At 72.7% G+C, this 24,900-nt stretch carries 24 protein-coding genes; 13 read left to right on the top strand and 11 right to left on the bottom strand.

All coding sequences use genetic code 11. The annotated features are described in order from the left end of the window. Nucleotides 1–54: 54 nt before the first annotated feature. From ACGFIA_RS11920 to ACGFIA_RS11930, 3 genes are read right to left on the bottom strand one after another with little or no spacing between them, the layout of a single operon-like run. Complete coding sequence (locus ACGFIA_RS11920) at nt 55–363, bottom strand: cupin (RefSeq protein ID WP_073828925.1); 309 nt, start codon at nt 361–363, stop codon at nt 55–57. Continuing rightward, complete coding sequence (locus ACGFIA_RS11925) at nt 360–1,310, bottom strand: LLM class F420-dependent oxidoreductase (protein ID WP_393259870.1); 951 nt, start codon at nt 1,308–1,310, stop codon at nt 360–362. The genes ACGFIA_RS11920 and ACGFIA_RS11925 overlap by 4 nt, the downstream gene beginning before the upstream one ends. A gap of 2 nt (nt 1,311–1,312) precedes the next feature. Then, the gene (locus ACGFIA_RS11930; RefSeq protein WP_393259752.1) at nt 1,313–2,095 is read right to left on the bottom strand and encodes an ABC transporter ATP-binding protein; all 783 of its coding nucleotides are present in this window, start codon (nt 2,093–2,095) and stop codon (nt 1,313–1,315) included. Between the two features lie 301 nt (nt 2,096–2,396). Between ACGFIA_RS11930 and ACGFIA_RS11935 the strand changes: the two genes are divergently transcribed. Then, the gene (locus ACGFIA_RS11935) at nt 2,397–3,425 is read left to right on the top strand and encodes an ABC transporter substrate-binding protein (protein WP_135242057.1); all 1,029 of its coding nucleotides are present in this window, start codon (nt 2,397–2,399) and stop codon (nt 3,423–3,425) included. A gap of 103 nt (nt 3,426–3,528) precedes the next feature. Next, complete coding sequence (locus ACGFIA_RS11940; protein ID WP_357388998.1) at nt 3,529–4,362, top strand: ABC transporter permease; 834 nt, start codon at nt 3,529–3,531, stop codon at nt 4,360–4,362. A 161-nt stretch (nt 4,363–4,523) separates the two neighbouring features. On the opposite strand, the gene ACGFIA_RS11945 is transcribed toward ACGFIA_RS11940, so the two are convergent. Further along, nucleotides 4,524–5,705 (bottom strand): ABC transporter substrate-binding protein, encoded by a 1,182-nt coding sequence (locus ACGFIA_RS11945; RefSeq protein ID WP_357471912.1) that lies wholly within the window; start codon nt 5,703–5,705, stop codon nt 4,524–4,526. Between the two features lie 447 nt (nt 5,706–6,152). Between ACGFIA_RS11945 and ACGFIA_RS11950 the strand changes: the two genes are divergently transcribed. The 4 genes from ACGFIA_RS11950 (at nt 6,153) to ACGFIA_RS11965 (ending at nt 10,627) form a co-directional block, all read left to right on the top strand. Then, nucleotides 6,153–9,200, top strand: coding sequence for a nitrate- and nitrite sensing domain-containing protein (locus tag ACGFIA_RS11950; protein ID WP_393259757.1), 3,048 nt, complete (start codon nt 6,153–6,155; stop codon nt 9,198–9,200). Then, nucleotides 9,197–9,604: a roadblock/LC7 domain-containing protein gene (locus tag ACGFIA_RS11955; protein WP_013288588.1), complete on the top strand. Its 408-nt coding sequence runs from the start codon at nt 9,197–9,199 to the stop codon at nt 9,602–9,604. The genes ACGFIA_RS11950 and ACGFIA_RS11955 overlap by 4 nt, the downstream gene beginning before the upstream one ends. A gap of 62 nt (nt 9,605–9,666) precedes the next feature. Beyond that, the gene (locus ACGFIA_RS11960) at nt 9,667–10,029 is read left to right on the top strand and encodes a DUF742 domain-containing protein (RefSeq protein WP_030501578.1); all 363 of its coding nucleotides are present in this window, start codon (nt 9,667–9,669) and stop codon (nt 10,027–10,029) included. Further along, complete coding sequence (locus tag ACGFIA_RS11965) at nt 10,010–10,627, top strand: ATP/GTP-binding protein (protein WP_354870472.1); 618 nt, start codon at nt 10,010–10,012, stop codon at nt 10,625–10,627. Before ACGFIA_RS11960 ends, ACGFIA_RS11965 begins: the two co-directional genes overlap by 20 nt. 11 nt (nt 10,628–10,638) lie before the next feature. Here ACGFIA_RS11965 and ACGFIA_RS11970 read toward each other — a convergent pair whose 3' ends face one another. The 5 genes from ACGFIA_RS11970 to ACGFIA_RS11990 are packed head-to-tail and all read right to left on the bottom strand — an operon-like array spanning nt 10,639 to nt 18,179. Then, a complete protein-coding gene (locus ACGFIA_RS11970) occupies nt 10,639–11,727 on the bottom strand; it encodes a uroporphyrinogen-III synthase (protein WP_357389005.1) in 1,089 nt (362 codons plus the stop codon). Then, nucleotides 11,727–12,074 carry a nitrite reductase small subunit NirD gene (nirD, locus tag ACGFIA_RS11975; protein ID WP_393259761.1) on the bottom strand — a complete coding sequence of 116 codons (348 nt, stop codon included), beginning with the start codon at nt 12,072–12,074 and terminating at the stop codon, nt 11,727–11,729. The genes ACGFIA_RS11970 and nirD overlap by 1 nt, the downstream gene beginning before the upstream one ends. Next, nucleotides 12,071–14,602: a nitrite reductase large subunit NirB gene (nirB, locus tag ACGFIA_RS11980; protein WP_357479880.1), complete on the bottom strand. Its 2,532-nt coding sequence runs from the start codon at nt 14,600–14,602 to the stop codon at nt 12,071–12,073. The genes nirD and nirB overlap by 4 nt, the downstream gene beginning before the upstream one ends. Then, nucleotides 14,599–16,071 carry an FAD-dependent oxidoreductase gene (locus ACGFIA_RS11985; RefSeq protein ID WP_393259764.1) on the bottom strand — a complete coding sequence of 491 codons (1,473 nt, stop codon included), beginning with the start codon at nt 16,069–16,071 and terminating at the stop codon, nt 14,599–14,601. The genes nirB and ACGFIA_RS11985 overlap by 4 nt, the downstream gene beginning before the upstream one ends. Then, a complete protein-coding gene (locus ACGFIA_RS11990; protein ID WP_357389011.1) occupies nt 16,068–18,179 on the bottom strand; it encodes a molybdopterin oxidoreductase family protein in 2,112 nt (703 codons plus the stop codon). Before ACGFIA_RS11990 ends, ACGFIA_RS11985 begins: the two co-directional genes overlap by 4 nt. Nucleotides 18,180–18,325: 146 nt before the next feature. Here ACGFIA_RS11990 and ACGFIA_RS11995 point away from each other — a divergent pair, with 146 nt between their 5' ends. After that, on the top strand, nt 18,326–19,036 hold the full coding sequence (locus ACGFIA_RS11995) for a class I SAM-dependent methyltransferase (protein ID WP_393259767.1): 711 nt from the start codon (nt 18,326–18,328) through the stop codon (nt 19,034–19,036). 3 nt (nt 19,037–19,039) lie between these two features. Here the strand turns inward: ACGFIA_RS11995 and ACGFIA_RS12000 are convergent, their stop codons facing one another. Then, nucleotides 19,040–19,402, bottom strand: coding sequence for a hypothetical protein (locus ACGFIA_RS12000; RefSeq protein ID WP_393259770.1), 363 nt, complete (start codon nt 19,400–19,402; stop codon nt 19,040–19,042). 183 nt (nt 19,403–19,585) lie between these two features. Next, nucleotides 19,586–20,059, bottom strand: coding sequence for a helix-turn-helix domain-containing protein (locus ACGFIA_RS12005; protein ID WP_357471933.1), 474 nt, complete (start codon nt 20,057–20,059; stop codon nt 19,586–19,588). A 178-nt stretch (nt 20,060–20,237) separates the two neighbouring features. Here ACGFIA_RS12005 and ACGFIA_RS12010 point away from each other — a divergent pair, with 178 nt between their 5' ends. From ACGFIA_RS12010 to glmM, 6 genes are all read left to right on the top strand, one after another. Further along, complete coding sequence (locus ACGFIA_RS12010) at nt 20,238–20,495, top strand: DUF6364 family protein (RefSeq protein WP_357479889.1); 258 nt, start codon at nt 20,238–20,240, stop codon at nt 20,493–20,495. Further along, on the top strand, nt 20,485–20,778 hold the full coding sequence (locus ACGFIA_RS12015) for a type II toxin-antitoxin system PemK/MazF family toxin (RefSeq protein WP_357389021.1): 294 nt from the start codon (nt 20,485–20,487) through the stop codon (nt 20,776–20,778). The genes ACGFIA_RS12010 and ACGFIA_RS12015 overlap by 11 nt, the downstream gene beginning before the upstream one ends. 122 nt (nt 20,779–20,900) lie before the next feature. Further along, the gene (locus ACGFIA_RS12020) at nt 20,901–22,268 is read left to right on the top strand and encodes an MFS transporter (protein ID WP_393259774.1); all 1,368 of its coding nucleotides are present in this window, start codon (nt 20,901–20,903) and stop codon (nt 22,266–22,268) included. A 209-nt stretch (nt 22,269–22,477) separates the two neighbouring features. Then, nucleotides 22,478–22,921 carry a 50S ribosomal protein L13 gene (rplM, locus tag ACGFIA_RS12025; protein WP_354870501.1) on the top strand — a complete coding sequence of 148 codons (444 nt, stop codon included), beginning with the start codon at nt 22,478–22,480 and terminating at the stop codon, nt 22,919–22,921. A 20-nt stretch (nt 22,922–22,941) separates the two neighbouring features. After that, nucleotides 22,942–23,406 (top strand): 30S ribosomal protein S9, encoded by a 465-nt coding sequence (gene rpsI, locus ACGFIA_RS12030; RefSeq protein WP_088991922.1) that lies wholly within the window; start codon nt 22,942–22,944, stop codon nt 23,404–23,406. Nucleotides 23,407–23,519: 113 nt separating this feature from the next. Beyond that, the gene (glmM, locus tag ACGFIA_RS12035) at nt 23,520–24,875 is read left to right on the top strand and encodes a phosphoglucosamine mutase (protein ID WP_357389025.1); all 1,356 of its coding nucleotides are present in this window, start codon (nt 23,520–23,522) and stop codon (nt 24,873–24,875) included. Nucleotides 24,876–24,900 lie beyond the last annotated feature (25 nt).

Here is a 24,900-nt window from a genome sequence, read left to right on the forward strand (position 1 = left end):
GTGACCCCGATCGCCACCTTGCCGCCGCGCGGCGCGGCGAACCTCCCGGCGTGGCTACTTCAGCTCGACCAGGCGCGCGAGGTAGGTGGTGTCGCCGACGTTTGTGAGCATGTGCACCGCGCCCGGATCCCGGTAGACCACGCCGCCGGTCGGCTCGTCGGCGTCGATGGTGGCGCCGTCGATGGTCTGCACCACGTTCTTCGCGCCCTGGATCGCCACCACCAGATAGGGGTGGTCGTGTCGGTGCAGCGGCTGCCGCTCACCCGGCTCGAGCCGGATGTGCCAGACGCGTACCCGGTCGTTCTCGTACACGATCTCCTGGCCCACCGGGCCGAGTTCGAGGTCGGCGGAGAGTTCGGTCATCGTGGTCCGTCCAGTCGGGGGAGCACCTCGGCGGCGATGAGCTCCACGTGGTCGAGGTCGTCGAAGTCGATCAGGCGCAGGTGCACCCGGCTGGCCCCGATCGCGGCGAACTCGCCGATCCGGTCGACCAGCTGGGCGGGGGAGCTGACCACCGGGTCCTCCGGCGGCAGCGCGCTGGTGACGTGCAGCGGCGCGGCCCGGCGCTGCGCCTCGGCGTCGGTGCGCCCGATCGCCACCACGATGCCGGCCGAGAGCGTCAGCGGCGCGCGGCCGGAGTCGGCCCGCCCGGCGCGGTCACACGCCTCCCGCACCCGGTCGTACGCGGCGGCGGTCTCGGCGACGCTCTTGAACGGCATGTTGAACTCGTCGGCGTAGCGGGCGGCCAGCTCGGGTGTGCGCTTCGGTCCCCGGCCGCCGACGATCACCGGCGGGCCGGGCCGCTGCACCGGCTTGGGCAGCGCGGGCGCGTCGACCAGCCGGTAGTGCTCACCGGTGAAGCTGTACGTCTCGTCGGACGGGGTGCGCCACAGCCCGGTGACGATCTCCAGCTGCTCGGCGAGCCGGTCGAAGCGTTCGGCGACGGGCGGGAACGGGATGCCGTACGCGGTGTGCTCGCGCTCGTACCAGCCGGCACCGATGCCCAGCTCGACCCGGCCGCCGCTCATCCGGTCGACCTGGGCGACCATGACGGCGAGCGGACCGGGGAGCCGGAACGTGGCGGACGTGACGAGCGTGCCGAGCCGGATCCGGGAGGTCTCCCGGGCCAGCGCGGCGAGCGTCAGCCAGGCGTCGGTGGGGCCGGGCGGCGCCGGCTCGTCCCCCATGGCCCGGTAGTGGTCGGCCCGGAAGAAGCCCTCGAAGCCGGTCTCCTCGACCAGCCGGGCGAACCGGAGCTGGTCGTCGTAGTCCGCACCGCGGTGGGGTTCGGTGAACACCGAGACCCGCATGGTCACCGGCCTCCGACGGGTACGCCGGGGGCGTCCCGCTCCATCAGCAGTTCGTGCAGCTCGGCGTTGATCCGCGCGACGTCTTCCAGGTGTTCGTGGCGGCCCAGCGTGCGGGGCCGGGGCACGTTCACCTCGACCACCTCGCGGATGCGCCCGGGGCGCGGGCTGAGCACGACGACCCGGTCGGCGAGCAGCACCGCCTCGTCGATCGAGTGGGTGACGAAGACGATCGTCGCCCTGGTCTCCATGTGCACCCGCTGGAGTTCGCCGGAGAGTTCCTCGCGGGTGAGCGCGTCGAGCGCGGAGAACGGCTCGTCCATGAGCATCACCCGGGGCGAGCCGATCAGCGACCGGCACAGCGACACGCGCTGCTGCATGCCGCCGGACAGCTCGTGCGGGAGGCGCTTCTCGAAGCCGCCCAGCCCGGCCATCTCCAGCAACTGGCGGGCCCGGTCGCGGTGCTCGGCCCGGCGCCAGCCGAAGATCTCCACCGGCAGCAGCACGTTGTCCAGCACCGAGCGCCAGGGCAGCAGCGCCGGTCGCTGGAACAGCATGGCCACGTCGCGGCGGGGCTTCGTGATCGGCGTACCGGCCACGGTGATCTCGCCGCCGGTGACCGGCAGCAGGCCGGCGATCATGCGCAGCAGCGTGGACTTGCCGCAGCCGGACCGGCCGAGGACGGCGACGAACTCGCCTTCGGCGACGTCGAGGTCGATGCCGCGCAGCGCCTCCACCCGCCCCGAACGGCCGTCGAAGGTGCGGGACACCCCGGACAGTCGGATCATGTCCTGCCGGCTCCCTTCCACGTCGTCTCGGCCACGTCGTCTCCGACGCGAGCCGGGCTAGCGTAGCGGGGGACTGTGCTTATAGCACCGTCCGGGGTGGACGTCAGTCCGCTTTCCGTCACGCAACTTCGTTTCCGTTCCGCAACCGGGACGGCGGCGGCAGGTCATCTGGCTTCTCGTACGCTGTTGCGCGCGAAGAGTCCCCTCACGACGGTCCAGTCGGCCGAACCACCTGCCGACCCCGTCGGACCCACGACCCGACCGGCGAAGAAGTCCTGGTCGGAAAGGACATGGTGCACTGATGAGAAGGCTGACCCGTACGGTCGCCGCCGCGGCTCTGGCCACCGCCCTCGCCCTGGTGGGCGGCTGCAGCAGCGACTCGGACAAGTCCGAGAGCGGCGGCGGCAACGGCGCGGCGCTGGAAAAGGTGACGTACCTCACCTCGTTCGGCAACTTCGGGCGTGACTCCTACGCCTGGGTGGCGAAGGACAAGGGCTTCTTCAAGGAGGCCGGCTTCGACGTCGACATCAAGCCCGGTCAGGGCACCGGCTCCGTCATCCAGACCATCACCGGCGGTCAGGCCGACTTCGGCCCGATCGACCTGACCGGTGGCATCCTCCAGCTCGGCAACGGCCAGGCCAAGGACTTCGTGGCGGTGGCCGCGATCCAGCAGCGCACCATGGCCGCGATCGTCACGGTCGAGGGCAAGAACATCGCCACCCCGAAGGACCTCGAGGGCAAGAAGCTCGCCGACACCCCGACGTCCGTCGTGCGCAACCTCTTCCCGACGTACGCGCGGCTCGCCGGCATCGACGGCAGCAAGGTGACCTGGGTCAACGGTGAGGCGCAGGGCCTGATCGGCATGCTCGGCTCGGGGTCGGTGGACGGCATCGGCCAGTTCGTCGTCGGCCAGCCGACGGTGGAGACGGTGACCAAGAAGAAGCCGGTCGTCCTGCCGTACAGCAACGTGATGCAGGACCTCTACGGCAACGCGCTGATCACCTCCTCGAAGATTGCCAAGGAGAAGCCGGAGATGGTGAAGAAGTTCACCGCCGCGCTGCTCAAGGGCCTGGAGTACTCGCTGGCGAACCCCGACGAGGCGGCCGAGATCCTGAAGAAGAACGTGCCGGCCGCCGTGCCGGCCGCTGCCTCCGCCGAGCTTCAGCTGATGGCCGCGTACGTCCGGTCGAGCAACTCCGGCACCGCGATCGGCACGCTGGACAGCGGCCGGGTGGCCAAGAGCATCGCGCTGCTCCAGGGCGCAGGTGCGCTCAAGCAGAACCTCACCCCGGACCAGATCATCGACTTCAACCTCGCGCCGAAGGCCTGACCGGTCCGCTCGGGCCAACGGGGGTGCGACCCGCCGGACACCCCGGTGGGGCGCACCCCCTTCGCGTGCCGGTCACGCCGACCGGCGCAGAGAGGAGCACACGTTGACACAGTCGACCGAGGCCCGGCCGGAGACGCCGCCGCGCCCGGCGGTCGTCCGGCGCGGGATCGCCGTACGCCCGGCGGCGGTGGGACTGCCGGCGCTCGGCCTGGTGATCGCGGTGGCGGCCTGGTGGCTCGTCACCTCGGGGCTGAACCTGGTGCACCCGGCCGCGCTGCCCCCGCCGCAGGCGGTGGGGAGGTCCCTCGCCGGCACCACCGAGGTGCTGCTGCCCGCGCTGGGCATCACCACCTGGATGACAGTGCTCGGCTTCCTGCTCTCGTCGGTGGCGGGGGTGCTGATCGGGATGGCGCTGGCCGCCTCCCGCCGGGTGGAGCGGATGTTCGCGCCGCTGCTGGTGGCGGTGAACGCGGTCCCGAAGATCGCGTTCGGGCCGCTGCTGGTGGTGGCCGTGGGCTGGGGGCAGAAGCCCATCCTGACCATGGTGTTCCTGCTCTGCTTCTTCCCGATCGTGCTCTCCACCGCGACCGGGCTGACCACCACCCCGGCGGATCTGGCGGAACTGGGCCGGTCGCTGAACGCGTCGTGGTGGCAGTCGTTCCGCAAGGTGCGCTTCCCGGCGGCGCTGCCGCAGATCTTCGTCGGCCTCAAGGTGGCCATGCCGCTGGCCGCGATCGGCGCCGTGATCGGGGAGTTCTACTCGGACCGTCCGGGCCTGGGCTACCAGATCCTGCAGTACAACGGTGTCGGCGACACCGCGACCGCGTGGGCGGCGATCGTGCTGGTGGCCCTGATGAGCATCGTGCTCTACGCCGCCCTCAGCCTCATCGAGCGCCTGGCCCTGCCCTGGGTCCGCGCCACCACCTCAGCCCGCTAGCCACTGACCCGAGAACCCGACGTCGACCGAGCACCCAGAAGGTAAACCTCAACCCACGGATGGCGGCCGACCACGACAGGCGTGGCCCCACCGCAACCGGCGCAGGGATCAAGCCTGACCGCCCGGAGCCGGTTGCGGTGGGGCCACGCCCCCAACAGTGACTAGCCGGCGAGCCGCCAACGCCCACCACGAGCAACGAGCGTCGTCAACGCCTGCGGCATCAGCCCGGAGTGGTTGTCCGGCGTCATCCGGATCGGCCCGGACAGCCCGTCGAGCTGGGCGGTCTCCAGCACGTCGCGCAGCGCGTCCCGGTCGACCTTGCCGGGCTCGCCGCCGGCCCGCTGCTCGGCGTCGGCGATCAGCTGGACCGCGTCCGCGGCGAACGAGGAGAAGCCGTTGTAGCCGCCGAACCGGGCGGTGTAGTCCTGGAACCACTGCCGCCGCGCGGCCTTGGCCGGGGTGGTGGCGATCACGTCGTCGATCACCATGGTCTGGGTGAAGATCAGCGTCGCCTCCTCGGTGGATCGGGCCGACGGGCCCAGGAAGAGGTCACCGGCGGCCGAGGCGTCGAAGAACAGCGACCCGCGGAACTTGCTCTGCCGGGCGGTGGTGGCGGCGAGCGTCGCCTGCTCCGGCGTGGTCCACAGGACCAGCGCCTGCGGCTTGCCCTCGATCAGCTCGTTGATCTGCGTGGTCACCTCGGTGTCGGTGGACCGCACCGACTCGTTGCCGACCAGTTTCACGCTGGTCTTGCTCAGCTCGCGGCGCAGGGCGGTGAGCCCTTCCTGGCCGTAGCCCTCGGCGCTGTGCAGCAGCGCCACCTTGCGGACGTTGCGCCGGTCCAGTTCGGCGGCGAGCGCGGCGGCGCTGTCCGCGGCGTTCGGGGCGAGCTTGAAGACATATCGCCGCTCGGCCACCGGCTCGGTGACGGCGCTCGACGACGCCAGTGCGATCGTCGGAATGCGCTTCTCGCCGATCGTACGGGCCGCACCGACGGCGCATTCGTTGCAGCCGCCCATGATGACGGCGCTCACCCGCGAGTCACCGCTGAAATCATTGATGTTCCGCAAGGATTCCGCGGCGTCCGAGCGGTTGTCCTTGATCCTCAGATCGATCTTCCGGCCGCCCAGTGCGCCGGAGGCGTTCAACTGCTCGACCTTCAGTTCCAGGGCCCGTTGGTAGACCTTGCCGACGGGCGCCGAGGCGCCGGAGAGCTCCAGATCGGCGGCGATCACGATGGGGCTGGTGTCCTGCGGTTCCCCGCCGATCCCGCAGCCGGTGAGCGTGGTGGCCAGCACGGCCGATGCGAGCGCCGCGATGCTCGCGGAGCGGATGGGGCTCAACTCAGTCCTCCAGGTGCGGCGCGGGCCGACGCCCGATCACCGCCGCTAGTCCGTCCTCAGTGGAGGAACGGGATTGGTGTGCCGTACGGTGTGCGCGAAGCCTGCAAAACCTTGCCAATGCCGGGGCCTGTGGTCAAGCCGGGATCCGGAGTCCTGTTTCGGGACGGCTATCCCACATGCTGGGGACACGGAACATTAACCGACAATTACTGCACAGAAGCGTATGACCACTCTGGAGTGACATCCCCTGTTCAGGGGGTTGGAGAAAAGAAGGTATTAGGTGATCGGATCCCGGGTTGCGCCACCCCCGACCGTTTCCTGCCCCACTGCGGCTTCCCAAACACGATCTCGTCTGATGAAATCGCGGCCGTGCCGCGTGCGGCGCTGGCCGCTGCACCAGGCACGGGTCAGTGGGTCGCGCGTGGAAGAAACGACGGAGGCGATGTCGTGAGCACCGGACCTACGACCCTGCCCGGGAGCCCAAACGCCGAACAGCGGAACCGCCGTCGGCGCCTGCCCAGGCTGCGCGACGCGCGGATCCGCTCCAAGCTCGCCCTCATCCTGGTCGTCCCGGTGGCAGCCGTCATCGCACTGGCAACTATCCGACTCATCTCGGTGGGCCAGGGCGCGTACGAGGCGGACCGGATCCGGTCGCTGAGCGCGGTGTCTGTCGACATCTCGGCGCTCACCCAGGACCTGCACAAGGAGCGAATGGCGGCGGCGGTCTTCCTGGCCGACCCGAACCAGAAGCCGGACGCGTACAACCTGCGCGTGCGTCAGACCGACGAGCGCATCGACGCGTACCAGAAGGGGCGCGCCGACCTCGGTGACCTGCCGGCGGCGATCAGCAACCAGCTCAAGGTGATCGACGCCCACCTGGCCACGTTGAACGGCACCCGGCAGGAGGTGCTGGACCGGCTCCAGATGCCGGTGGCCGAGGCCAGCCTGCGCTACGGGATCGTCCTGGGCGACCTGGTCGCGTACAGCGACGCGCTGGCCCAGCAGCCGGGCGCGGAGAGCCTGGCCGACGCCCGCCGCGCGGTGGCCGCGTTCGCCCACGCCAAGGCCGCGGTGGCCGAGGAACAGGCGGTGGCCTTCACCGCCCTCGGTGGCAGCCGGATCGACGGCGAGCAGTTCTCCTCCTTCGTGGCCACGCTCACCGGCCAGCAGGAGGCGCTGCTGACCTTCTCCCGGACCGCGACGCCGAGCCAGCGGGCCCTGGTGGACCGCACGGTCTCCGGTGACGCCGTCCAGCTCGCCGACCGCGTCGCCGGCGACATCTCCCGCTCCGTCGAACGATCCTCGCTGGTCACCCGCGACGAGGCGTCCGCCGCCATCGGTGCGGTCGACGACCTGATGCGGTGGGCCGAGATCCAGCTGCTGGACGAGATGCTGGCCGACGCCGACGAGGTACGCGCCGACGTGATCCGGCAGGCGATCGTGGAGAGCCTGCTCGTGCTGCTCACGCTCGCCATCGCGGTGACGCTCGCCGTGGTGCTCGCCCGCTCGCTCAACGACTCGCTGCGCCGGCTGCGTGAAGGCGCGCTCGCCGTGGCCAACCACGACCTGCCGGACGCGGTGAGCCGGCTGCAGAACGTCAACGCCATCGGCGACGGCGGCGTGGACGAGATCGTCCAGCAGGTACGGGACCCGATCAAGCTCAGCAACCGCGACGAGGTCGGCCAGGTCGCGGTGGCCTTCAACGTGGTCCACCGCGAGGCGGTCCGGGTCGCGGCCGAGCAGGCCGCGCTGCGGACCAGCGTCTCGGCGATGTTCCTCAACCTGGCCCGCCGTTCGCAGAGCCTGGTCGACCGCATGATCGGCGAACTGGACGCGATCGAGCGTTCCGAGGAGGACCCGAAGCGGCTGGCGCAGCTCTTCGAGCTGGACCACCTGGCCACCCGGATGCGCCGTAACGACGAGAACCTGCTGGTGCTGGCCGGTGCCGACTCGGCCGTGCCGCGTCGCGACGACGCGCTCCTTGTCGACGTGCTGCGCGCCGCCCAGTCCGAGGTGGAGCTCTACAACCGGATCGAGTTCGGCACCGTCGACACCGACATCTCGGTCGCCGCGCACGCCGTCAACGACGTCGTCCGGCTGGTCGCCGAGCTGCTCGACAACGCCACCCGGTTCTCGCCGCCGAACACCTCGGTGGTGGCCGACGGCCGCCGGATCCGCGACTACGTGCTGATCCAGATCGAGGACCGCGGCCTGGGGCTCAGCGACGACCAGCTCGACTCGCTCAACCGGCGCCTGGCCGCGCCGCCGACAGTCGACGTGGCCGCGTTCCGGCTGATGGGTCTGGCCGTGGTGAGCCGGCTCGCCTCCCGCTACGGGATCCGCGTCGAACTGCGCCGCAACGTCGAGGGCGGCACCGTCGCCCAGGTCACGCTGCCGAACTCGACTGTGGTGCTGCCGGCCAACCGGGGTCAGGCCCCGCTGACCCGGCCGCGTCAGCCGCTCGCCGTGGAGCAGTCGCCGCTCAGCCAGGTCGGTGCCGCCGACGCGCTGGCCGGCGCCGGGCGGGGCGCGGCCACCGCCACGCTCGCCGACCAGTGGCGCGGGGCGACCACCGCCCCGCCGTCCCGGTGGCAGACGCCCGCCGAGACCCGCGACACCACGCCCGCCGTACAACTGGGTGGAGCGACCGGCGCGCTGCCCACCGTGGCGGCGCCCGCCCCGGTGGCGGCGGCGCCCGCCCCCGCCGCGCCGGCACCGGTCTCCGGCGCGGGCTGGTCGGCCGGCCCGACCGTGGCGTATCCCGCGCTCGACCCGCTGCCCAAGCGGACGCCGGGTGTCGATGCGGCGCAACCCGCTACCCAGGCCGCACCTCCGGCCTACCAGCCGCTCGCCGCGGCGCCGGCGGTGGAGAGCACCCCGGCGACGCCCGTGGTGGCCCGGCCCGAGCAGCGGGCCGAGGCGCCGATATTCCGCGAGATGGAGGCGGTCTGGTTCCGTTCGCACGGAGAGGACGAGACCACCATCTTCACCCGTCCCACGTTCGACGAGCCGCCCGCGCCGGCACAGCCGGCCGTGGCGCCCCCCGCGGCGTCGGCACGTCCGAAGCTGCCCACCCGTACCCCGGGCGCCCAGGCGTCGGGGCTGACCACGCCGCCGGCGTACAGCCCGCCGGAGGTCCCGTCCACGCCTTCGGCAGCCGCGACGCCGCCCCCGGCGCCGCCCGCCGCCGAGCCCGCGCCCGCGCCGTCGATCGACCCGGAGGCCTGGCGTACGGCGGCCGACGAGGGCTGGTCGCGGGCCAGCCGTGCCGCGGAGCCCACCACCGGCGGCACCACCCGTTCCGGCCTGCCCAAGCGGGTGCCGCAGGCCCAGCTCGTGCCCGGCGGCATCGAGCCGAAGAGCGGCCGGGACCGCAGCCGGCGCACGCCGGACGAGGTACGCGGCCTGCTCTCCGCCTACCACCGTGGCGTCCAGCGGGGCCGTACGGCCGGCGCCGACCTGAACAGCACCTCGAACAAGGAGACGAACCGATGAACAGGCCGGCGGCCATGCAGGACATGGGGTGGCTTCTCACCAACTTCGCCGACAGCGTCGCGGGCATCGCGCACGTGGTGGCGGTGTCCGCGGACGGACTTCTGCTCGCCTCCTCGCGGGATCTGCCCGGCGACCGGGCCGACCAGCTCGCCGCCATCACCTCCGGCGTGGTGAGCCTGACCGAGGGCGCGGCGCGGATGTTCAGCGCCGGCGGGGTGCTGCAGACCGTGATCGAGATGGACAGCGGCTACCTGTTCCTGATGTCCATCAGCGACGGCTCGTCGATGGCCGTGCTCGCGGCCCGCAGCTGCGACGTCGGTCAGGTGGGCTACGAGATGGCGCTGCTGGTGGAGCGGGTCGGCCAGGCACTGGTCCCGCTGCCGAGGGACGCGGTCCGGTCCTGATCGGCCCGGGGTGCTGACGACCGGAGCCGGTGCGGCTCCGTACGAGGGGAGGTGATCGCGAATTGGAACCGCGACGTGATCCACGTGGCGCGCTGGTAAGGCCGTACGCGGTCACCCGGGGCCGCACCGAGCCGTTGCAGAACATCGCGCTCGAAGCGGTGCTGTCGAGCACGCCGACGCAGTCGGCCGAGGCGCGCTTCGCCGGGCACGACAAGTACCGCATCTCCTCGGTCTGTGAGGGCCGGGCGCAGTCGCTTGCGGAAATCGCCGCTTACACCCGGATGCCGCTGGGCGTCACCCGGGTGCTGGTCGCCGACATGGTGGCCGAGGGCCTGCTGACGCTACACACTGCCGCTCCCGCGACGGGTTTCGCGGCGCGGATGAACCTGCTTGGAAGGGTGCTAAGTGGACTTCGCGAACTATGACCCCGACGGGGTGAACCGCGGCCGGGAGATCATCTCCGCGAAGATCGTGATCGCGGGTGGCTTCGGCGTGGGAAAGACCACGCTCGTCGGGGCGATCTCCGAGATCCAGCCGCTGACCACCGAGGCGTTGATGACCGCGGCCGGCGTGGGCATCGACGACGCGTCGAAGGTGCCGGGCAAGGAGACCACAACGGTCGCCATGGACTTCGGCCGTATCACAATGGCCGAGGACCTGATCCTCTATCTGTTCGGCACGCCCGGCCAGACGCGCTTCTGGTTCATGTGGGACGAGATCATCAGGGGCGCGGTGGGCGCGGCGGTGCTCGTGGACACCCGCCGGATCACCGACGCGTTCGCGCCGCTGGACTACTTCGAGAACCGCAAGCTGCCGTACGTCGTGGCGTTGAACCGCTTCGAAGACGCGCCGCACTACGAGCTGGAGGAGATCCGGGAGGCGCTCGCCATCTCCCCGGACGTGCCGATGGTGCTGTGCGACGCCCGGCGGCGCGACTCGGTCAAGCAGGTGCTGGTGACTGTGGTCGAGCACGCCATGCTCCGCCTCCAGGCCGAGCACGGCTACCCGGCCTCGGTGGGCTGACCGCCTGCGGGTCAGTCGACCCGCAGGCGGTAGCCCCGCTTGACCACCGTCTGCACCACGCGGGGCGCCTTCAGGCCGGCCCGCAGGCGGGCGACAGCCATCTCCACGGCGTGCTCGTCGGCGCCGCGCGGCAGCGTACGCAGCAGCGCGGTGCGGGAGAGCACCTTCCCGGGCGAGGCGGCGAGCGCCCGCAGCACCGCCATCGGGGCCGGCGCCAGCTGGCGCAGTTCCCCGTCCACCACAGCGGCGTGCCCGCGCAGCGTCAGCACGTGCCCGGCCGCCTTCACCGAGACGGTACGCCGGGGCAGCTCCTCGACGATGGTGCGCACGAGCGCGCCCAGCCGGGCCCGGCTGGGCGCGCTCACCGGCACGCCGCGCCGTACCAGCGGCTCGGCGGTGACAGTGCCGACGCATCCGGCCAGCACGTCGCCGCGCAGCGCCTCCAGCACCGTCTCGGTACGGTCCCCGGCCGCCCGCAGCAGCGCCTCGGCCGCCGGGGCCGAGGTGAACGTGACCGCGTCGACGAGCCGCCCGGCCACCAGGTCGATGAGCCGGTGCAGCGGCGCCGGGTCGGCCGGCGGCGCCCACCGGTAGACCGGCACCTCGATCACCGTGGCCCCGGCCGCCACCAGCGCGTCGGCGCACTCGGGCTGCCGCTCGCCGTGCAGTTGCATCGCCACGACCTGGCCGGCCACACCGCGCCGGACCAGATGCTCGATCACCTCGTCGCAGCTCTCCGACTCCGGGGACCAGTGCTCGCGCAGCCCGGCGGCGCGGATCGCCCCGGTCGCCTTCGGACCCCGGGACACCACGTACGCCCCGGCGAGCGTGGTGCGCAGCGGCTCGGCCAGCCCCCAGCCCTCGGCCGCCTCCAGCCAGCCGCGCATGCCTATGCCGGTGTTCGCCATCAGCACGTCCGGCGGGTGTTCCAGGCAGGCCCGGGTGGCCTCACGCAGGTCGCTGTCGTCGGCCAGCGGGACGATCCGCAGCGCCGGGGCGAGCACCACCCGCGCCCCACGCCGCTGGAACAGCGCGGCGAGTTCGTCGCGCCGCCGGTCGGCGGTGACCCCGATGGTGAAGCCGGCCAGCTCGTCCCGCATCATTCCTCCTGCCGTAACCGCACCTCGACCAGGCCGTCCCGGCAGCGCACCGGATGCCGGCGCAGCGTCACTCCCGGAAGGTCCAGGCACCGCCCCGTGGTGAGGTCGTAGACCTGCTTGTGCAGCGGCGAGGCGAGCGTGGGCACCCCGCCCCGGCTGCCGACCAGCCCCCGGGACATGACGTACGCGCCGCCGACCGGGTCGAGGTTGTCCACCGCGTACAGCCCGTTGGCGGTGCGGAAGACGGCCACCTGGACGCCGTCGACGAGCGCGGCCACACCCCGGTCGGGGTCGAGCCGGCCCAGCGGGCAGACCGGTGTCCAGTCCAGCGTGACGACGGGGCTCATCGGCGTACCTCCGGCAGGCCCAGAACGACGGGCTGGCGGCGGTGTCCGCCGTCCGGGGGCGCGCCCCGGGCCGGCACCGGCTGGCCCCGCTCCTGGGTGAACGTGATGGACGGGTCGGGCACGTCTGGCGCGTTGACGAAGGAGGTGAAGCGGCGCAGCCGGTCCGGGTCCTCCAGGACGTCGCGCCACTCGTCGGAGTAGCTCGTGACGTGCCGGGCCATTGCCGCGTCGAGGTCGGCGCAGAGGCCGAGCGAGTCGTCCACGATCACCGACCGGAGGTGGTCCAGGCCGCCGTCCATCGCCTCGATCCAGGCGGCGGTGCGCTGCAACCGGTCGGCGGTGCGGATGTAGTACATGAGGAACCTGTCGATCAGGGTGACCAGCTCGGCTGTGCTCAGGTCGGTGGCGAACAGGTCGGCGTGCCGGGGCCGGAAACCGCCGTTGCCGCCGACGTACAGGTTCCAGCCGGTCTCGGTGGCGATGATCCCGAAGTCCTTGCTCCGGGCCTCGGCGCACTCCCGGGCGCAGCCCGAGACCGCCGACTTGAGCTTGTGCGGCGCGCGCAGCCCTCGGTAGCGCAGCTCCAGCGCCACCGCGAGCCCGACCGAGTCCTGCACCCCGTAGCGGCACCAGGTGTCGCCCACGCACGACTTGACCGTGCGCAGCGCCTTGCCGTACGCGTGGCCCGACTCGAAGCCCGCGTCGACCAGCCGCCGCCAGATCTGCGGCAGCTGGTCGACCCGCGCGCCGAACAGGTCGATCCGCTGCCCGCCGGTGATCTTCGTGTACAGCCGGAAGTCGCGCGCCACCTCGCCGATCGCGATCAGCTTCTCCGGGGTGATCTCGCCGCCGGGTATCCGGGGCACCACCGAGTAGCTGCCGTCGCGTTGCAGGTTGGCCAGGAAGTGGTCGTTCGTGTCCTGAAGCGACGCCCGCTCACCGTCGAGCACGTGCCCGGTGCCCAGCGACGCCAGGATCGAGGCCACCACCGGCTTGCAGATGTCGCATCCGCTTCCGCGCCCGTGCTCGGCGACGAGCCGGGAGAACGTGCCGATGCCGCGTACCCGGATCAGGTCGAACAGCTCCTGCCGGCTGTGGTCGAAGTGCTCGCACAACGCCGTGGACTGGCGCACCCCGGCGGCGTCCAGCAACTGCTTCAGCATCGGCACGCAGGAGCCGCAGCTCGTACCGGCCCGGGTGCACGCCTTCAGCGCCGGCACGTCGGTCGCCCCGCCGGCGATCGCCGCGTCCAGGTCGGCGCGGGTCACCGCGTTGCAGGAGCAGACCTGCGCGGTGGCGGGCAACGCGCCCGCACCGGCGCCCGCGCCGCCGGCCGGCGCCAGCAACGCCAGCGGGGGAGCGGGCAGCGGCCCGCCCACACTGGCGCGCAACGCCGGGTAGGCGCTCGCGTCCCCAACCAGCACGCCGCCGAGCAGCGTCCGCGCGTCGTCGGAGAGGACCAGCTTCGCGTACGACCGGGTGGCCGGGTCGGTGAACGTCACGTCGAGACAGCCCTCGGTGACGCCGTGCGTGTCACCGAACGAGGCCACGTCCACGCCGAGCAGCTTGAGTTTCGTCGCGGTGTCCGCGCCGGGGAAGGTGGCCGCGCCGCCGAGCAGCCGGTCCGCGACCACCTCGGCGGTGGCGTACCCGGGCGCGACCAGGCCGTGGCAGACCCCGTCGACAGCCGCGCACTCGCCGACCGCCCAGATCCGTTCGTCGGCGGTCCGGCAGGCCGGGTCCACCAGCACGCCGCCGCGCGGGCCGAGCGGCAGCCCGGCCGCGCGGGCCAGCTCGTCCCGGGGCCGGATCCCGGCGGCCACCACCACCAGGTCCGCGTCGACGGTGCGGCCGTCGGCCAGGTCGAGCGCGGTCACCGTGCCGTCCGGCCCGGAACGCAGGGCCGTGGTGGCCACCCCGAGGTACGGCGTGACGCCCAGCTCCTCCACGTACCGCCGGAGCATCGCCCCGCCCGCCTCGTCCACCTGCACCGGCATGAGCCGGGGCGCGAACTCGACAACGCTCGTGGCGAGCCCGAGCAGCCGCAGCGCGTTCGCCGCCTCCAGCCCGAGCAGCCCGCCGCCGATCACCGCGCCGGTGCGGCGGCCCCGGGCGTGTTCCCGGATCGCGGCCAGGTCGTCAAGCGTCCGGTAGACGAAGACGCCGGGCAGATCAGCGCCGTCGACCGGCGGCACGAACGCGTACGAGCCGGTGGCCAGCACCAGCGCGTCGTACGGGTACTCGCCGGCCGCGGTGGTCACCACCCGCCGCGCCCGGTCGACGCCGGTGGCCGGCTCACCCAGGCGCAGGTCCACACCGGCGTCGGGGGTGTGCAGGTTCAGCTCGTCGGCGTCCACCCCGTCGAAGACGGCGGAGAGCCGCACCCGGTCGTACGCCGGACGCCGTTCCTCGGCCAGGACCGTGACATGCCACCGCCCGTCGGTGTCCCGGGCCCGCAGCGCCTCGACGAAGCGCTGCCCCACCATGCCGTTCCCGACGACGACCAGCTCCCTGATCGGCTCGCTCATGACGCCACCTCCACCGTCTCGCGTTCCTCGTCGGTCGTCAGCGGGTCGGCCTCGGCGAGCCAGGCGGCGATGCCGGCCACCGCCTCCCGGCAACTGCCGCAGCCGGTGGCGGCCCGGGTCGCCGTGGACAGCGCCGCCGCCGTCCGGGCGCCCGCCCGCCAGCACGCCACCAGCGCGCCCTTGCTCACGTCGTTGCACCGGCACACGGTCGCGGCGTCCGGCATCAGCGCCGGCGACGCGGCCGGCTCGGCCGGTGCGTCACCGAGCGTCCGACCGAGCAGCAGCGAACGCCGGTCCGCCGGCACCGGCGCGCCCCTGTCGAACAGCTGCACCACGGTGCCGACCGCCGGGTTGTCGCCGAGCAGGATCGCGCCGGTCAGCCGCTCGTCCCGGATGCGTAGCCGGGCGTACGTGCCCCGGGCCGGGTCGGCGAAGGTCAGCTCCTCGACCGGGCCGCCCGGGTCGCCGGGCCCGGCCACGTCGCCCATCGCGGCCAGGTCGATGCCGGCCGCCTTGAGCCGGGTCACCGCCGGCCGGGGCCGGTAGCGGGCCAGCGGATCGGCGCCGGTCAGCACGTCGGCCACCACCCGGGCCTGAGCCCAGGCCGGCGCGACGAGCCCGGTCAGCGTCCCGTCGTGCTGGGCGCAGTCGCCGATCGCGGAGATGTGTCTGTCGCTGGTACGCATCCGGTCGTCCACCACCACACCCCGGTCGACGGCGAGCCCGGCCGCCTCGGCGAGCGCGGCGTCGGGGCGTACCCCGCAGCAGAGCACCAGCAGGTCGGCGTCGAGCGGTTCGGCGTCGGCCAGGTGCAGGCGGACGCCGTCGGTGCCGGCGCTCACGGCGGTCGCCGGCGCCCCGAGCCGGGACCGGACGCCCAGGCCGGCGAGCGTGCCCGCGAGGACCGCGCCGGCCGGCGGGTCGAGCTGGCGTTCCATCAGGTGCCCGACCGGGTGGACCACAGTCACGTCGAGCCCTCGGGCGGCCAGCCCACGGGCCGCCTCCAGACCCAGCAGCCCGCCGCCGAGCACGGTCACGCGCCGCGCGCCCTCGGCGGCGGCGAGGATCCGCCGGCAGTCGCCGAGCGTGCGGAACGGGACGACCCGCTCGGGCAGCGGGGCGAGGCCCGGCAGCGGTGGCACGACGGCCCGGCTGCCGGTGGCGAGCACCAGGTGGTCGTACCCGTGCCGGGCGCCGTCGGCGGTGACCACCTGGCGGGCGGCCCGGTCCACGGCGGTGACGGCCGCGCCGGTGCGGACCTCGACGCCCGGCCCGACGGCTTCGACAAGCTCCACGTCCGGCTCGCCGATGCGCCCGGCGAGCAGCGTGGAGAGCATGATCCGGTTGTACGCGCGGTGCGGCTCCGCCCCGAGCACGGTGATCCGCCGGTCCCCGCCGCGAGCGTGCAGCTCGGCGGCGAGCCGGGCGCCGGCCATGCCGTAGCCGACGACGACTATGCGCTCGTTCATGCCGGCTCCACCCGGACCGCGCAGATCTTGAACTCGGGCATCCCGGAGACCGGGTCGAGCGCGTCGTTCGTGACCGAGTTGGCGCGTTGCGCGCCGGGCCAGTGGAACGGCGCGAAGACGGTGTCCGGCCGGATCGCCGTGCTGAGCCGGGCCGGTGCGCGCAGCTCACCCCGGCGGGAGACCACCCGTACCGGCGCCCCCTCGGTCACGCCGATCCGGGCCGCCAGGTCCGGGTGCAGCTCGACGAAGCCGCCGGGCGCGGCGCGGCGCAGCGCGGCCACCCGCCGGGTCTGCGCGCCGGACTGGTACTGAGCCAGCACCCGGCCGGTGGTGAAGTGCAGCGGGTAGTCGGCGCAGACCGGCTCGGCGGCCGGCCGGTGGGTCACCGGATGGAACCGGGCCCGGCCGTCAGGGGTGGGGAAGCGGTGGGCGAACAGCCGGGGCGTGTCCGGGCCGTCACGGTCCGGGCAGGGCCAGAAGACGCCGGTGTCGGCGTCGATCCGGTCCCAGGTGATCCCGGCGTAGTCGGCCGGCCCGCCGGCCGAGGCCCGGCCCAGCTCCGCGAAGACCTCGCGGGGGTCGGTCGGCAGCGGCGTACCGCCCTCGGTCAGCCGTCCGGCGAGCGCGGCGAGGATCGCCAGCTCGGTACGGACTCCGGCGGGTGGTTCGCGCAGCGCCCGGCGGCGCAGTACCCGGCCCTCCAGGTTGGTCATCGTCCCGTTTTCCTCGGCCCACTGGGCGACCGGCAGCACCACGTCGGCCAGCTCGGCCGTCTCGGAGCGGACGAAGTCCGCCACCACCAGCAGGTCCAGGGCGCGCAGCCGGGACTCGACCCGGGCGGCGCGGGGCGCTGACACGACCGGGTTGGACCCGAAGACAAGCAGCGCCCGCGCGCCGGACGGCGTGCCGAGCGCGTCCAGGAGCTGGTACGCCGGCACCCCCGGCCCGGGTAGCGCGTCCGGTTCGACGCCCCACACCCCGGCGACGTGCGTACGGGCCGCCGGGTCGTCGATGCGCCGGTAGCCGGGGAGCTGGTCGGACTTCTGCCCGTGTTCCCGGCCGCCCTGCCCGTTGCCCTGCCCGGTCAGGCAGCCGTAGCCGGAGCCGGGGCGGCCGGGCAGGCCCAGGGCGAGCGCCAGGTTGATGAAGGCGGTCACCGTGTCGACGCCCTTGGCGTGCTGCTCGGCGCCCCGCGCGGTGAGAATGACCGCGCGATCCACTGTGGCCAGCGCACGGGCTGTCGCGTACAGGTCGGCCACCGGCACGCCGGAGAGCCGTTCCACCTCCGCCGGCCAGTAGCCGGCAACCGTCCGCCGTACCTCGTCGAAGCCGGCGGTCCGCTCCGCCACGTATGCCCGGTCCAGCCAGCCCTCGGTGAGCGCGATGTGCAGCAGCGCGTTCGCCACCGCCAGGTCGGTGCCGGGCAGGGGTTGCAGGTGCAGGTCGGCCTGCCGGGCCGTGGCGGTGGCGCGGGGGTCGACCACGATCACCCGGCCGCCGCGTTCCCGCAGGTCGGCGACGTGCCGCATCAGCGGCGGCATGGTCTCGGCCGGGTTCGCGCCGACGAGCAGCAGCGTGTCCGCGTGCCCCAGGTCGGCGAGCGGGAACGGCAGTCCACGGTCGACCCCGAAGGCCCGGTTGCCGGCCGCGGCGGCCGACGACATGCACCAGCGTCCGTTGTAGTCGATGTGCCGGGTCCGCAGTGTCACCCGGGCGAAGCGGCCCAGCGCGTACGCCTTCTCGTTTGTGAGGCCGCCGCCGCCGAAGACGGCGACCGCGTCCGGCCCGTGGCGGTGCTGCACGTCCCGGATCCCGGCGGCGACGCGGTCGAGTGCCTCGTCCCAGGTCGCCGGGCGCAGCTCGCCGCCGGGCCGGTCGCGCAGCAGCGGGGTGGTGAGCCGGTCCGGGTGGTCGAGCAGGTCGGCCGCGGTCCAGCCCTTCTGGCACAGGCCGCCGCGGTTGGTGGGGAAGTCACGGGCGCCTACCTCGACGCCGTCGCCGGTGGCGCGCAGGATCATGCCGCACTGCAGGGCGCAGTACGGGCAGTGCGTGGCAATCTCGACGGAGCGTTGCTCCGTTCGCGTCGCCGTGCGTGCACCGTCTGTCATGTCGGAAAAGCGTGCCGTCGGGCGGTTTCCGGTCCGGGTCTGCTCTGTTTCGGTCCTGTCACGAGCGCTTCACACCGCACGCACGTGACGGGACGGCCCGCAAGGCCTAGAATGTGGGACAACAATCTCATATTTCGGGAGGCATCATGAGCGTGACGGACGCGTTCGACGCGGTGGCCGGCACCTACGACCAGGCTCGACGTCGCCTGGTGCCCTGCTTCGACGCCTTCTACGGCACCGCCGTCGAGGTGGCCGCGCCGCCGCTGCGCGTCGCGCTCGCCGCCGGGCGTACCCCCGAGGTGCTGGACCTGGGCGCGGGCACCGGCCTGCTGTCCCTGCTGCTGGCCGCGGCCGTCCCCGGCGTCCGCCTGACGCTCGTGGACGGCGCCACCGGCATGCTCGCCGTGGCCGCCGGGCACCTGGGCGAACGCGGCGTGCCCCATCGCACGGTCCACGCCGACCTGGCCGACCCGCTGCCCGCCGGGCGGTACGACGCGGTGGTGTCCGCGCTGGCCATCCACCACCTCGACGACGAGGGCAAGCGGGCGCTGTACCGGCGGGCCGCAGACGCGCTGGTCCCGGGCGGGGTGTTCGTCAACGCCGAGCAGGTGGCCGGGCCGACCCCGGCGCTGGACCGCCGCTACGACGAGGTGTGGACGGCGCGGATCACCGAGCTGGGCTCCGACGCCGAGGAGATCGCCGGCGCCCGGGAGCGGATGCGGCACGACCGGCCGGCCACGGTGGCAGACCAGTGCCGGTGGCTGGCCGAGGCGGGCCTGGCGGACGTGGACTGCTTCTTCAAGGAATGGCGTTTCGCGGTCTTCGGCGGTCAGCGGCCGGACGGATCGGCGAGGTGATTCTCAAGCCGCTCGGCGAACCGGGGTGCGCCGGTAGTAGTCGATCTGCCGCGCCAACGTCCTCATGACCAGAGGCATCGAACGGCCGGCCGCCCAGTTGAGGAACTCGTCGCCGGTGCGGACCGACAGCGATTCCCGTACGCATTCCGGCGGAAAGGCGCGCCGGTCGTCGGTCACCAGGATGTCGGCGCGGCCGTGGACGGCGGCGGCCAGTACGTACCGGTCGTCCGGGTCCGGTGGGCACGGGACGTCGTGCGGCGAACAGCCGGTGACGAGGCCGTACGGAAACGCCTGGACGAACCTGCGGCGCTGCCCGCCGATTGCCTGTTCGGAATGCTCGGGTCGCTTCCGGCGCAGGCGATACATCCATTCCGACAGGACGTCCTCGCTGTACCGGAGGTCGAAGACGGTGCAGTCGCCTTCGAGCGCGAGAAGACTGATCCAGTCGCGAAGGGTCCTGGAATAGAGAACGTTCCATCCAGGAACACCAGTGAGGCACTGGGGATCACAGTGGACACCCTACCCAGCGCCTCCTGGCCGGGGCCGGAACTACACGTCGTCGGTGAAACCCAGCGCGTCGGACTCCCACATCAGCGCCTCGTACGACTTCCGTCGCTCGTCCATCTGCCGTTGCCGGAATGCGAGGACGTCGCGGAGGAAGAGACGCCGGTGGCTGCCGACCCGGTGGGACGCGACCGCCCCGTTCTCCAGGAGGCGGACGAGCGTGGGGCGGGACATGCCGAGCAGCTTCGCCGCCTCGGTCGTCGTCAGTTCGCGGGAGACCGCGCTGATCGCGACGCCGTCGCCGCGGGCGAGCATCGCCGAGATCTGACGGAGAACGTCGAACATCTGCGCGGGAACCTCGACCTCGTCACCGTTCGCGGAGACGAGGCGGGCGGCGCCCGCGTCCGCGCCTGCGGCGAGGGGGTGCCGCACGAGGAACTCCTCCATGGCGGCCGCCTTCTGGCGCTCCACTCCCTCGGTGGGCATGACCGAGGCGGCCATGCCGGTGCTGAGGCTCATGACGGCTCCCTGTGGCAGATGGGGCTTGCGTCGTCCCAACCGTTCGGACCTGGTCCATCGTCGCCCTCAAGTGCAATATCCGCAACTGGCTTCGTTTGTTTCACCTGCTGGTGTCCGATTCAGCGATCGGCGGGCACGAGGATGACTGGCGGTCATACCGCTGGGTAGTCTTCCTGGCATGACCGCCAAGGTGACCCTGTCGTTCTCCGACGAGACGATCGAGGAGGCGCGCCGGTTCGCCAAGCGGGAAGGGCTCTCCCTCTCCGCCTGGATGGACCAGGCTGCCCGGGAGAAGGCGCTGCGCGAGGTCTTCACCGCGCACGCCGACGCGGTCGGCCGTGCCGGCTTCGACCTGGAGGCCGCCTCCCTGGCCGACGCCCAGGAGGCCGCGCTCGTCGACGACGCCCTCTTCGGCGGGCGCCCGCGTGCTGCGTAGGGGTGAGGTCTGGCGCATCTCCGGCGCCCGGGAACGCTTCGGTCTGGTGATCAGCTCGGACGTCTACAACGCCACGGCGGTGCCCATCGTGATCGTGGCCGAGGTGGTCGAGGAGACGCTGCTGCGCGACTCGCCGCTCGCCGTGCGGATGGGCGCGTACGTGGTGATGCCCGACCGGATCTCCTCACCGATGAAGAAGTGGTTCGCCGAGTGCGTGGACGTGGCCGACACCGAGACCATGCAGCGGGTCGGCCGGGCGCTGCGGATCCTCCAGGAGCTGTGACCGTCTCACCGGCGCTGTCCGGCGGACGTGCGGTCTCCGTTGCCGGGCCGACGCGCGCGGGGCACGCCGGGGAAATCAGCGGCTGAGAGCGTCGCCTCGTCGTCGACGAGGAGGAGTCGCCCGTGAGCACGCTCGTTTCCGCACCCACCACGCCGCCGGCCACCGACGCCGGCCGGCTCACCGAATGGCGGCCGGAGGACCGGGCGTTCTGGGCCGCCGGTGGCGCCCGGGTGGCGCGGCGCAACCTGTACGTCTCGATCTTCGCCGAGCACGTCGGCTTCTCGGTGTGGAGCCTCTGGTCGGTCATGGTGCTGTTCCTCGGCCCCGGGTACGGCATCGACCCGGCCGGGAAGTTCCTGCTCACCGCCGTGCCGGCCGCGTTGGGGGCGGTGCTGCGGCTGCCGTACACGCTGGCCGTGGCGCGCTTCGGCGGCCGGAACTGGACCATCGTGAGCGCCCTGCTGCTGCTGGTGCCGGCGGTGCCGATGGCACTGCTGATCGAGCCCGGGGTGTCGTACGCCACGCTGATGGTGCTCGCCTGCCTGTCCGGCGTCGGCGGCGGCAACTTCGCCTCGTCGATGGCGAACATCAACCTCTTCTTCCCGGAGCGGCTCAAGGGCCGGGCGCTGGGGCTCAACGCCGGTGGCGGCAACCTGGGCGTACCGGCGGTGCAACTGGTGGGGCTGGCGGCGCTGGCGACCGCCGGCGCCGCGTACCCCCGGCTCGTGCCGGCCGTCTACCTGCCGCTGATCGTGCTCGCCGCGCTGGCCGCGGCCCGGTGGCTGGACAACGTGCCGGGGGCGCGCAACGAGCCGGGCGCGCTGCGCGCGGCGGCCCGCGAGCCGCACACCTGGGTGATGTCGCTGCTCTACGTCGGCACGTTCGGCTCGTTCATCGGCTTCGGGTTCGCCTTCGGCCAGGTGCTCCAGCTCCAGTTCCACGACCGGTTCCCGACGCCGGTGGACGCGGCCTGGCTGACCTTCCTCGGGCCGCTGATCGGCTCGCTGATCCGGCCGGTGGGCGGCCAGCTCGCCGACCGGCTGGGCGGGGCCCGCGTCACGTTCTGGAACTTCGTGGCGATGGCCGCCGGCGCCGGACTGGTGCTGTACGCCGCCCGGGACCGGTCGTTCCCGCTCTACCTGGCCGGGTTCCTGGCGCTGTTCGTGTTCTCCGGGATCGGCAACGGCTCGACGTACAAGATGATCCCGGCGATCTTCCGGGCCCGGGCCGTCGCGGAGGGTGAGCTGACCGGCGACCCGGAGGCGGCGCAGCGGCGGGCCCGGCGGCTGGCCGGCGCGGTGATCGGCATCGCCGGTGCGGTCGGCGCCTCCGGCGGGGTGCTGGTGAACGTGGCGTTCCGGCAGTCGTTCCTGACCTCCGGCACCGCCGACGCCGCCTACCTGGCGTTCATCGGCTGGTACGCGCTCTGCTTCCTGGTGACCTGGGTGGTCTACCTGCGTCCCGGGTCGCGTACGCTGGCCGGCGTGTGACCTGTGCCATGACGGACCCGCAGGCCACGCACGGCGCGACCCCGTTTTGACCTGCCGCCGGGCGGCCGGGTATCGTTGCCTGCTGTTGTACGACATTCTTAGGCGTGCCGCATCAGGTACGCTTGGTCGTTCGTGCGCGCTGGTCCGGCTGGGAACTCCCGGTCACCTCGGCGCGCGACCCCAGACCGACGACGAGACAAGGTAGACCTGTGCGTACGTACAGCCCGAAGCCGGGTGAGATCGAGCGTCAGTGGCACGTCATCGACGCCTCTGATGTCGTGCTGGGCCGCCTGGCGACCCACGCCGCCACGCTCCTGCGTGGCAAGCACAAGCCGACTTTCGCGCCGCACGTCGACACGGGCGACTTCGTCGTCATCGTGAACGCGGGCAAGGTCGCGCTGACCGGCAACAAGCGCCAGACCAAGGTCGCTTACCGCCACTCCGGTTACCCGGGTGGCCTGAAGCGGGTCGGCTACGACGAGCTGCTGACCAAGCGGCCCGAGCGGGCCATCGAGCTGGCCGTGAAGGGCATGCTTCCGCACAACAAGCTGGGCCGTCAGCTCATCAAGAAGCTGAAGGTCTACGCCGGTGCCGAGCACCCGCACACCGCGCAGCAGCCGGTGCCGTTCGAGATCAAGCAGATCGCGCAGTGAGCGCGGGCGAAGGAAGCAGCATGACCGACATCACCGCCACCGAGGTCGCCCCCGAGGCCACCGAGGCGCCGGCGCCCGTCGCGCGCGCGCCCCGTGGTGACCGCCCGATCCAGACCGTGGGTCGGCGCAAGGAAGCCATCGTCCGGGTCCGGATCGTCCCGGGCAGCGGCAAGATCACCTGCAACGGCCGCGACCTCGAGGCCTACTTCCCGAGCAAGGTGCACCAGCAGCTCATCAAGGACCCGCTGGTCACCGCCGAGAAGCCCGAGGCGTTCGACGTGATCGCCAACCTGCGTGGCGGCGGCACCACCGGCCAGGCCGGCGCGCTGCGGCTCGCCATCGCCCGGGCGCTGATCGTCAGCGAGCCCGACGACCGCCCGGCCCTGAAGAAGGCCGGCTTCCTGACCCGTGACGCCCGGGTCAAGGAGAGCAAGAAGTACGGCCTCAAGAAGGCCCGTAAGGCTCCTCAGTACTCGAAGCGCTGATCACAAGCGTCTTGTACTTCTGACGGACGGCCGGTTCGCCTCCCCTTCCCGGGAGGCGGACCGGCCGTTCCGCGTTTCTCCTCTCATCGGCAGTTCCACGGAGGTTGGCGGGTATGGGCCGGTTGTTCGGCACGGACGGCGTACGCGGGCGGGCGAACGCGGATCTCACCCCGGAGTTGGCGCTGGCGGTCGCGGTCGCCGCGGCCCACACGCTGGCCGAGACCGACAAGAGCCATCCGCCGCTCGCGGTGGTCGGCCGGGACACCCGGGCCAGCGGCGAGATGCTGGAGGCGGCGGTGGTCGCCGGGCTCACCAGCGCCGGCGCCAACGTGGTCCGGGTCGGCGTGCTGCCCACCCCGGCGGTGGCGTTCCTCACCGCCGAGATCAAGGCCGACCTGGGCGTGATGCTCTCCGCCTCGCACAACCCGATGCCGGACAACGGCATCAAACTGTTCGCCGCCGGCGGCCACAAGCTGCCCGACGAGATCGAGATGCGGATCGAGGAGGCGGTGAAGGCGAACGCCACCACCGCCTGGAAGCGCCCGATCGGCGCCGGCGTGGGCCGGGTCAACGACCTGCTCGACGGCGCCGACCACTACGTGCAGCACCTGGTCGGCACCGTGCCGCACCGCCTCGACGGGATCAAGGTCGTGGTGGACTGCGCCAACGGCGCGGCGGCCGACGTCGCCCCGGTCGCCTACCAGGAGGCCGGCGCCGAAGTGATCGCCATCCACGCCGAGCCGGACGGGCTCAACATCAACGACGGGTGCGGCTCCAACCACATCGACGCGCTGCGCGCCGCGGTGGTCGAGCACGGCGCCCACCTCGGCATCGCCCACGACGGCGACGCCGACCGCTGCGTCGCGGTCACCGCCGACGGGGACGAGGTCGACGGCGACCAGGTCATGGCGATCCTCGCGCTGGCCATGCGGGACGCCGGCGAGCTGACCCAGGACACCCTCGTCGCCACCGTGATGAGCAACCTCGGCCTGCGGCTCGCCATGTCCGAACACGGCATCCGGCTGGTCGAGACGAAGGTCGGCGACCGGTACGTGCTGGAGGAGCTGCGCGCCTCCGGCCTGGCGCTCGGCGGCGAGCAGAGCGGCCACATCGTGCTGCCCGCCTACGCCACCACCGGCGACGGCGTGCTGACCGGTCTGCACCTGATGGCGCGGATGGCCGCCACCGGCACCTCGCTGGCCGAGCTGGCCTCGGTGGTCACCAAGCTGCCCCAGGTGCTGATCAACGTGCCGGTCGGCGACCGTACCGTCGGTGCCGCCGCGCCCGCCGTCCGGGCCGAGGTGGAGCGCGCCGAGGCGGAGCTGGGCGAGACCGGCCGGGTGCTGCTGCGCCCCTCCGGCACCGAGCCGCTGGTGCGGGTCATGGTCGAGGCGGCCACCGAGGACACCGCGCGCGAGGTCGCCGAGCGCATCGCCGAGCAGGTCCGCACCGCCAGCCCGGTCGCCTGAACCACGCCGCCCGCCGAGGGCTCCC

Origin of the sequence: Micromonospora sp. NPDC049203 (assembly GCF_043197215.1) — a bacterium.
Taxonomy (GTDB): Bacteria; Actinomycetota; Actinomycetes; order Mycobacteriales; family Micromonosporaceae; genus Micromonospora.